The sequence below is a fragment of the Arthrobacter sp. 3Tela_A genome (assembly GCF_049311025.1).
GTDB lineage: Bacteria > Actinomycetota > Actinomycetes > Actinomycetales > Micrococcaceae > Arthrobacter_B.
Window position 1 is genome coordinate 95,285 of sequence record NZ_JAXIOM010000006.1, and the last position, 9,611, is coordinate 104,895.

Sequence of the window (9,611 nt, forward strand, 5' to 3'; positions counted from 1 at the left end):
GTACCTGGGCAGCCTGCGCAAGATCGGCACGGCTGAGGACAAGGGTGGGGTTCAGCTGGGCGGAAAGATCCAGCTCAATGGTGTCATTGTGCCGGGGAACGGCGCGGGCGCCGTCCGTTCCGGCACTGGATGGGGGAACGTCTGACGGCATTGGTTCCCCTAGCGGACGGAACCGTTGGGCCAGGCGTGATGCTCGGAGTGGTGCTCCGGCCACGGGGCGTCACCGGGACGCAGGCCGGCATAGCCGGTGCTGCGCGCCGCGGCGGCTGCAAGGACGGCCGCCGCTGCCGACGGGCTGTGGATCCGGCCCTCCAGGACTGCCGTGACGGCGTCATCGAGGTCCACCCACAGCATCTTGATTTCGGCTTCCTCGTGGAAGCGTTCGTGCCGCTCTGCCTCGGGAACATCGTGCAGGCCCCGTGCCAGGTAGATGCGGAGCTCTTCGCGCGATGAACCAGGGGAAAGGAACAGGTCGGTCAGGACGTTCCAGTCCTCAGCGACCAGGTCCGCTTCCTCGGCCAGCTCACGGACGGCGGCGGTGAGGTAGTCCTCGCCTTCGACGTCCAGGAGGCCGGCCGGGATTTCCCACAGCGTCATGCGTACCGGATGCCGGTACTGGTTGATGAGCAGGATCTGGCCCTGTTCATTCATGGCCAGGATGGCCACGGCACCGGGGTGCCGGATGAAGTCGCGGACCAGGGGCTCGCCGTCGTCAGTCAGGGTGAACTTTTCACTCACCACGTCCCAAATGGGACCGCTGTAGGCTACGGATGATTCCAGCAGCCGTCGCGGACTCTGTTCGTCGGCGAACCCCCGGTCCTCGCTCATAGCCTTACGCCTCCGCGCCCTGGTGGGCCAGGGCAGCCTTGATCAGGCCGGCGAACAGCGGGTGAGGGCGGGTGGGCCGCGAGCTCAGTTCCGGGTGCGCCTGGGTGGAAACGTAGTACGGGTGGACGTCCTCGGGGAGTTCAACGAACTCAACGAGCTGGCCGTCCGGGGACGTACCGGAGAAGACCAGGCCGGCTTCGGCGATCTGCGCGCGGTAGGCGTTGTTGACTTCGTAGCGGTGGCGGTGGCGTTCGGCGACGGCGGTCTTGCCGTACGTCTTGGCCACAACCGAACCTTCGTCCAGCTTGGCATCCCAGAGACCCAGGCGCATGGTGCCGCCCATGTCGCCCTGGCCTGCCACGATGTCCTTCTGCTCGGCCATGGTCGCGATGACCGGGTACTTGGTGTCCGGCTCGAATTCGCTCGAGGATGCGCCTTCGAGGCCAACCACGTTGCGGGCGTATTCGATGACCATGCTCTGCAGGCCAAGGCACAGGCCCAGGGTCGGCATCTTGTTTTCACGGGCGAACTTCAGCGCGCCGAGCTTGCCTTCGAGACCGCGGATGCCGAAGCCGCCGGGAACGCAGATGGCGTCCACGCCGGCCAGTGCCTTGCGTGCACCTTCTTCGGTGGCGCAGTCATCGGAGGGGACCCAGCGGATCTTGACCTTGGTGTTGTTGGCGAAGCCGCCGGCACGAAGGGCTTCGGTCACGGAGAGGTAGGCGTCCGGCAGGTCGATGTACTTGCCGACCAGTGCCACCTCGAGGTGGTGCTTCGGGTTGTGGACTGCCTCAAGCAGGCGGTCCCACTTGGTCCAGTCGACGTCCTTGAACTTCAGGCCCAGGTGCTGCACGATGTACGCGTCCAGGTTCTGGGAGTGCAGGGTCTTCGGGATGTCGTAGATGCTCGGGGCGTCCGGGCAGCCGATAACCGCGTCAACGTCGACGTCGCACATGCGGCCGATCTTGTCCCGCATGGAGTCCGGGACGGGACGGTCTGACCTGATGACGATCGCGTCCGGCTGGATGCCGATGGAACGCAGCGCTGCCACCGAGTGCTGGGTCGGCTTGGTCTTCAGTTCCTGGGACGGGCCGATGTACGGCACCAGGGAAACGTGCAGGAAGAAGACGTTGTTGCGGCCGACGTCCTGGCGGACCTGGCGGGCTGCCTCGAGGAACGGCTGGGACTCGATGTCACCGACCGTGCCGCCGATTTCGGTGATGATTACGTCCGGAGCCTTCTTCGCCTCGGAGGGCAGGCGCATCCGGCGCTTGATCTCGTCGGTGATGTGGGGAATGACCTGGACGGTGTCACCGAGGTATTCGCCGCGGCGTTCCTTGGCGATGACGGTGGAGTACACCTGGCCGGTGGTCACGTTGGCGGACCCGTCGAGGCTTTCATCGAGGAAGCGCTCGTAGTGACCGATGTCGAGGTCGGTCTCCGCGCCGTCGTCGGTCACAAAGACTTCGCCGTGCTGGAAGGGGTTCATTGTGCCCGGATCCACATTCAAGTAGGGATCGAGCTTCTGCATGGTCACCGAGAGGCCGCGTGCCCGAAGCAGGTGGCCGAGGCTGGAAGCCGTCAGTCCCTTACCGAGGGAAGAAGCCACACCGCCGGTGACGAAGATGTGTTTGGTCGTAGAAGACGACTTGGGAAACCTGGAATTTGATCGCTGCACCACGGAATTCGAGCCTATCACCTTTTGGTCGTTGGGGTTATCACTCACCGGGGACGGCAGCCGTCGCCAGCAGTTCCTCGGCGTGGGCACGGGCCGACTCCGAGTCCTCGTGGCCCGCGAGCATCCGGGCCAGTTCCCTGATCCGGGCCTCGCGGTCCAGTACGACGACGTCGCTGGCGGTTACGCCGGTTCCGTCGCCTGCCGAGGATGAGGTTTTAATCACGCGGATATGGTGTCCCGCGAAGGCCGCTACCTGCGGCAGGTGGGTGACGACAATCACCTGGACGTGGCGGGCGAGCATCGCCAGCCGGCGGCCAATTTCGATTGCTGCCTTGCCGCCGACGCCGGCGTCCACTTCGTCGAAGACGAAAGTCGGTACCGGGTCCACTTCAGCCAGCACCACTTCGATGGCCAGCATAACGCGGGAGAGTTCGCCGCCGGAGGCTCCCTTGCCCAGCGGGCGGGGCGGTGCTCCGGGATGCGGGGCCAGGAGGAACTCGACGGCGTCGGCGCCGTGCGGTCCCAGCTCACCCGTGGCTTCGACGTTGATGACGAGCCGTGCGTCCGGCATGGCCAGGGCAGTCAGTTCCGCGCTAACACGCTCTCCCAGCTCCGCCGCGGCTTCGGTGCGCAGCTTTGTCAGGCCGGCTGCTTCGTCCCGCAGCCGGGCCTCAAGCTCGGTCAGCTCAGCTTCGAGGGATTCAATGCGGTTGCCGTCGTCGCCCAGATCCGCCAGCCGCGCGCGGCTGGTTTCGGCCCACTCCAGCACTTCGTCGATGCTCGGCGCGTACTTGCGCACCAGGGTTGCCAGTTCCGCCCGGCGGGATTCAACTTCGGCCAGCCGGCCGGGGCCGTCGGAGTCCAGCGAAGCGCTGTAGCTGGAAAGTTCAGCCGCGATGTCCGCCAGGATGTAGCCGACCTCGGCCAGCCGGCCGGCGGCTGCGGCCAGCGCGGGATCGTGCTCGCCGGCCAGCTCCAGCTGCCGTTTGGCGGCGTCCACCAGTGAGGTGGCGTCGGAGCCGTCGGAGAAGTCCCCGGCGACCAGTGCCGAGTGCGCACCGACAGAGGCAGTCCGCAGTTCTTCGATGTTGCCCAGGCGCATGGCCTCGGTCTTCAGGTTTTCGTCTTCCGCCGGTTCGGGCGCGACGGCGTCGATCTCCTCCAGCGAGGCGGCCAGATATTCGGCCTCCCGCAGCCGTTCGCGGGCGGTCTCGCGCAGTTCAGTCAGTTCGGCCGCGGCAGCGCGCCAGCGGTCGTAGCCTTCCCGGTACGCGCCGAGAGCAGTGGAGAGAGTTTCACCGGCGTACTTGTCCAGGGCCTCACGCTGGGCGGTGGTGCTCTTGAGCCGCAGCTGGTCAGTCTGGCCGTGCACCGCCACCAGATGGCTTCCGACTTCAGCCAGTACGCCCACCGGTGCTGAGCGTCCGCCCAGGTGTGCCCGGCTGCGCCCGTCAGCATTGACTGTGCGGGCCACCAGAAGTTCAGTGCCGCCGTCGTACTCCTCCAACTCGGCACCCGCGTCCGCAGCGCGCACGAGGGCGGGGCTGTCCGGCGAGAGCCGCACCACGGCTTCGGCGAGGGCGGACTTTGCTCCTGTCCGGACCGCACCGGCATCCGACCGGGCGCCCAGGAGCAGTCCCAGGGCCGTGATGACCATGGTCTTGCCCGCGCCGGTCTCGCCCGTGACCACAGTAAAGCCGGATCCCAGCGTCAGGGTGGCATCCGTAATGACGCCCAGGTCCCGGATGCGGATTTCTTCGATCACGGGAGCACTCCTCCGCTTTCGGCTGTATCTGCAGCGTGGTTTACGGGGCCGCGCCAGCCCTGGGTAGGCAGCTGGAACTTGCGGACCAAACGTTCGGAGAACGGTGTCTGGTGGGTGCGCGCGAGCCGTACGGGAACATCGGAACGGGTGACTTCAACGCGGGAGCCCGGCGGGAGGTCAAGGCTGCGCCGGCCGTCGCACCACAGCAGCCCGTTGGCGGCGTTGCGGGTCAGGATTTCCACGGCCAGGATCGAGTCCGGCGCAACCACGAGGGGGCGGGAGAACACTGCGTGGGCGCTGATCGGGGTGATCAGCAGCGCCTCAACCTCAGGCCAGACCACCGGTCCCCCGGCGGAGAAGGCGTAGGCGGTGGATCCGGTGGGGGTGGCCATAACGACGCCGTCGCAGCCGAAGGAGGAGATCGGGCGGCCGTCCACTTCCATGACCACTTCGAGCATGCGCTGGCGGTCGGCCTTTTCGACGGCGGCTTCGTTCAGGGCCCAGGTGTGGGCGAGCAGGGTGCTGTCCAGCCAGACCTTCACATCGATCGTGAGGCGTTCTTCCACGGTGTAGGCGCGGTCCACGACCCAGCCGACCGTCATTTCGAGGTCTTCGCGTTCGCTTTCGGCCAGGAAACCCACGTGCCCCAGGTTCACTCCCAGCAGCGGGACCTCGGTGTCCCGCACCAGCTCAGCAGCACGGAGAATCGTTCCGTCCCCGCCCAGCACCATTCCGAGGTCAACGTCAGTGAGGAGGACGTCCTCGTTGAGGATTTCGGTGGGCACGGTGAGCTGCCCGTATTCAGCCTGAATGTCTTCGAGATCCTTGCGCCGCATCACCGGCACCAGGCCGGCGGCGTGCAGCTGGGTGCAGACTTCCTGAGCCGCAGCCATGGCGGCCTTCCGGCCGGTGTGCGCGAGCACCAGTATCCGTCTGCTCATCTTGTTCCAGTCCTGTTCTGCCCCGTTACGGAGCAAGTGTGTTGCCGTCCCGCCAGTCTTCTACGCCCTGCGGCGCGTCTGCAAACGCGGAGGGTCCGCCGAAGACCTCGTTGACCAGTGCGGATGCCGCTGCTGCACGTTCTGCAGCGCCCCGGGGAGTCCCCTCAGGCACCGTCATCCACATAAAGAATTCCACATTCCCGTTCTGGCCGGGCAAAGGACTGCGGGCGATTCCGCTTATTTCCAGACCTGTCTCCAGCGCCGCTCCGGCCACCCGCTCCACGGCGAGGCGGTGGCGTGCCGGATCGGTGACGACGCCGGTACGGTTCAGCAGCTCCCTGCCCACCTCGAACTGTGGTTTTGCCATCAGCAGCAGGCTGCCTCCGGGCCGGGTGGCAGCCGCCAGCGGCGCAATGACCATGGTCAGCGAGATGAAGCTCAGGTCGGCTACGGTGAGGTCCACGGTGCCGCCAATGTCCGACGGCGTGAAGTAGCGGACGTTCATGCCTTCAAATACCCGGACACGGGGGTCGGCACGCAGGGAGTCGACCAGCTGTCCGTGTCCCACGTCCACAGCAGCAACTTCCCGGGCTCCGGCGCGCAGCAGCACGTCGGTGAAACCTCCGGTTGAGGCCCCGGCGTCCAGGCAGCGTAGCCCCGTGGGGTCAACGCCGGGGAACGCCGCCAGTGCGCCCGCGAGTTTGTGCCCGGCACGGCTGACGTAGTCGGGTCCGCCGTCGTCGGCCACGCTAAGCGGCTCATCCGGCTGTATGGATGCTGAGGCTTTAGTGAGCACAGTCTGGCCCCGCAGTACGCGGCCTGCGGCGATGAGCTTGGCGGCATGGGTGCGTGACCGCGCCAGGCCACGGGACACCAGTTCCTGGTCGAGGCGGGCCATGCTAGGCACTCCCCCGTCCGGTGTGTGGCCCGGGGGCGAGCCCCGGACCCGCCACGGAACCAGATACCGCTGAGGCGGCCGGTGCCTGTCCGGGTTCCTCGTTCAGGGCAGCCAGCAGTCCGTCGTGCAGGCTGCCGTAGAGGGCAGCATGCTCGCGGACCGGCGCCTCGGCTATCTCCTCGAGCCTGGACAGGACGGTGTCCACGGCGGGATCGCCGGTCAGATCCGGTTCTGGGGCGGCGCGGCCCGGTTCTGCACTTTCATCCACGGGCACAGCCTAGCTTCCGGCACCGACAGTCCAGCGGACCTGTGGATTGGTTGGCTGGGCAGCGTTGGGGTGTTCCTGCCACCAGGCGGCGCACGCAGCGCGCCATCCGTCCAGATCGCCCTCGGCAGCGTCGACGAGGACTTCCCCGCCGCTGACCCGTGCCGTCACCGTACCGCATCGGAATCCGCCGTCAACGGGTTCCAGGGCCGGGTACGGCTCATACAGGGCCCCCAGGTTGGGAATCAGGAAGTCCGGGCGCTCAGTCGTCCGGGCAGCCAGCGCGGATGCCGGACTGTCGACGCCGGTGAGCACCAGCGCGGTCGCGTAGCCGGCGTTCGTGCCGCCCAGGATGTCCGTGTCCAGCCGGTCGCCGACGACAAGCGGGCGGTCGACCCCAAGGTGGCGTGCCGCCGTCGTAAACAGCGGCGCCTCAGGTTTGCCGGCTACCACTGGACGCTGTCCGGTGGCGGAGGCGACTGCGGCAACCAAGGTGCCGTTGCCGGGCGCGATGCCCCGTGCCTGCGGGATGGACAGGTCCGTGTTGGTGGCAACCCACACTGCGCCGGCAGCCACGGCGAAGGCTGCCTCTGCCAGGTCCTTCCAGCCCAGTCCGGGGTCAAAGCCCTGGATCACGGCTGCCGGATTGTCATCGGCGGAGGTCACAGGTTCCAGGCCCTGTGCGCGGACCTGTTCCCTGAGCGTTGCACTGCCGGTGACCAGTACGGTGCTGCCTGCCGGAACAAGTCCGGCCAGCAGTTCCGCACCGGCCTGTGCGGAGCCGAACACGTTCCCGGCCGTGGCCGGCGCCCCCAGCTCACGCAGGTGTTCCGCGACGGTAGCCGACGAACGTGAAGCGTTGTTGGTGATGTACGCCAGCTTCACGCCGGCCGCTTCCAGTCCCTGAAGCGCCTCAGGCGCCCCGGGGATGGCATGCGGTCCGGCGTAAACGACTCCGTCGAGGTCTGAGAAGACCGCGTCGAATCTGGCCAGCAGCGGCTCAGTCATTGCTGTCCGCGCTCTGGCGGGCGTCGTCGTCCTCGCTGTCCGGTTCAGCTTCTTCGGTGCCGAGAAGGGCTTCGCGCTCATCATTGGGAAGAGCGTCTTCGTCCTCAGCGTCGATGTCAGCAGGGTTGGCTTCGCTTTCGGCCCGCTCGGCGTAGTTGCCGGAGCGGTCCTCAGCAGCGTCCTGCGTGGTGGCTCCTGCGGCCGGGGCAGCGCCGTCGTGCTCAGCGTTTTCGGCATCGCGGCGGAAGCGCGGCTTGCCCGCGGGCTCATCGTCCTCGCCGAGATCCATGATCTCCGGCTCGGCGAATTCGCCAATGCCCAGAACGCTTTCGGCAAGCAGTGCCTGGCGGCGCCACGGCTCAGCTTCGTTGCCCCGGCCGGCCAGTTCAAGGGCGTCGGCGTAAGCGCGGAAGAGGCGCGGGCTGTAGGAGAACGCGCGGTTCTTGTCCAGCTGCGGGATCTCGAGTGCGCTCACTGCGGCATCGTACTGCTCCATGTCCATGCGGGCGCCGGAGGCAACAATGGCGACGTCGACCTTGCCGGCGTTATCCAGCTCTGCCGCTTCCTCGGAGCGCACCAGGTCCAGCGCGCGGTCCGGGCGGCCCAGGCCACGCTCACAGTCGGCCATCATGGCCAGGTACTCATTGGATCCGCTGATCCTGCGGTGGGTGCGGAACTCCCGCAGTGCGTCGCCGAATTCGCCGGCGGCATAGGCTGTCAGCGCTACGGCTTCGCGCACTGCTGCGAGGCGGCCGCCGCGGCGGCTGGCTGCGAGGGCGTGCTGGAAAGCCAGCTCCGGATCGGTGTCGATCAGGCGGCCCGCCATAACCAGGTGCTTGGAGACCCATTCGCCGTTGACCTCTTCGAGGTTGCGCAGCTGAGCACGGGTGACCTTGTCCAGTTCCTGGCCTGTGACGTCGTCGTCAATCTCCGGTGAGCGTTCACGGTCTGCCCGGTTTGCGCTGCGCAGGTCACGGGCATTGTGCTTGCGCTCAGTGACCGGTGCGTCCTCGGTGCCGTGGCGCTGGGGACGGTCGTTGCTGCGCTGCGGGCGGTCCGAGTCCTTGCGGAACGGCTTACGCTCACCCCGGTCGGAATTGAACGGCTTACGCTCACCCCGGTCGGAATTGAAGGGACGGCGTTCACCATCACGCGCCGGACGATCACCGAAGGGCTTACGGTCCCGGGAGTCCTTGCTGAACGGCTTACGCTCACCATCACGGGCAGGACGATCACCCCAGGGCTTACGCTCACCCCGGTCAGAATTGAAGGGACGGCGTTCACCATCACGCGCCGGACGATCACCAAACGGCTTACGCTCACCACGATCGTTACTAAAGGGCTTGCGGTCATCCCGACCAGCAAACGGCTTACGCTCACCACGATCGTTACTAAAGGGCTTGCGGTCATCCCGACCAGCAAACGGCTTACGCTCACCATCACGTGCGGGACGGTCACCGAAGGGCTTCCGGTCCCGGGAGTCCTTGTTGAACGGCTTACGCTCACCACGATCATTACTAAAGGGCTTGCGGTCATCCCGACCAGCAAACGGCTTACGCTCACCACGATCATTACTAAAGGGCTTGCGGTCATCCCGACCAGCAAACGGCTTACGCTCACCATCACGTGCGGGACGGTCACCGAAGGGCTTACGCTCACCACGATCAGAATTGAACGGCTTACGGGGGCCGCCTTCCTTACTGAAGGGCTTACGCTCGCCGTCCCGGGCGGGACGGCCGGCAGACGACTGCCTGTCGTTGTAGGACTTGCGCTGCGGGGGCTTACGATCGTTCGCGCGGGGGCGCCCCTGGCTATCCCGATCTTCCCGGTTGTTCTGCTCGGACATGCTGAGTTCCTCTCGTCGTGAGCCGACCAACGGAATTTACTGCAGTCGCTCGTCACTATGTATGTGTAGGTAATGGGCAGGATCGATCTTGCCTGCAAAAGTCATGGGGACCACACGGGGTCCTTCTCAATTCTACGGCAGAGCGCGGCCTTCCCGGTCCGCGGAGCTCCGTCTGGCCGGTCAAGAGCCGTGAAGCTCACCACTTCCAGGCCAACAACTCCCACACATCAGAGCCAGACGGCTCCTCTGCCCGGTGTTCCCATGCTGTGGTGCGGGTGTCACCTGGTGTGGTCCCACCAGTGACCAGGGGTCACAGAACATGGGAAGGGCGGGCAGTGCGGGCCGGGCGGGAATGCCTCGGCTGCAGCACCCGGGGCCGGGC

8 protein-coding genes are annotated in these 9,611 nt (G+C 66.5%); all 8 read right to left on the reverse strand.

The features are described 5' to 3' along the window. Positions 1–159: 159 nt before the first annotated feature. From TVC13_RS03710 to TVC13_RS03745, 8 genes are read right to left on the reverse strand one after another with little or no spacing between them, the layout of a single operon-like run. Positions 160–828, reverse strand: coding sequence for an NUDIX domain-containing protein (locus tag TVC13_RS03710; protein WP_422399890.1), 669 nt, complete (start codon positions 826–828; stop codon positions 160–162). Between the two features lie 4 nt (positions 829–832). Further along, positions 833–2,527, reverse strand: coding sequence for a CTP synthase (locus TVC13_RS03715; RefSeq protein WP_422399891.1), 1,695 nt, complete (start codon positions 2,525–2,527; stop codon positions 833–835). A 19-nt stretch (positions 2,528–2,546) separates the two neighbouring features. Continuing rightward, positions 2,547–4,271, reverse strand: a complete 1,725-nt coding sequence (gene recN, locus TVC13_RS03720) for a DNA repair protein RecN (RefSeq protein ID WP_422399892.1) — start codon at positions 4,269–4,271, stop codon at positions 2,547–2,549. Then, positions 4,268–5,212, reverse strand: a complete 945-nt coding sequence (locus TVC13_RS03725; protein ID WP_422399893.1) for an NAD kinase — start codon at positions 5,210–5,212, stop codon at positions 4,268–4,270. Before TVC13_RS03725 ends, recN begins: the two co-directional genes overlap by 4 nt. Before the next feature lie 25 nt (positions 5,213–5,237). Beyond that, positions 5,238–6,110 (reverse strand): TlyA family RNA methyltransferase, encoded by an 873-nt coding sequence (locus TVC13_RS03730; RefSeq protein WP_422399894.1) that lies wholly within the window; start codon positions 6,108–6,110, stop codon positions 5,238–5,240. 1 nt (position 6,111) lies between these two features. Continuing rightward, complete coding sequence (locus TVC13_RS03735) at positions 6,112–6,378, reverse strand: hypothetical protein (RefSeq protein WP_422399895.1); 267 nt, start codon at positions 6,376–6,378, stop codon at positions 6,112–6,114. Positions 6,379–6,387: 9 nt separating this feature from the next. Next, positions 6,388–7,383, reverse strand: coding sequence for an HAD-IIA family hydrolase (locus TVC13_RS03740; RefSeq protein WP_422399896.1), 996 nt, complete (start codon positions 7,381–7,383; stop codon positions 6,388–6,390). Beyond that, positions 7,376–9,229, reverse strand: coding sequence for a hypothetical protein (locus tag TVC13_RS03745; RefSeq protein WP_422399897.1), 1,854 nt, complete (start codon positions 9,227–9,229; stop codon positions 7,376–7,378). The genes TVC13_RS03740 and TVC13_RS03745 overlap by 8 nt, the downstream gene beginning before the upstream one ends. Between the last annotated feature and the right edge of the window lie 382 nt (positions 9,230–9,611).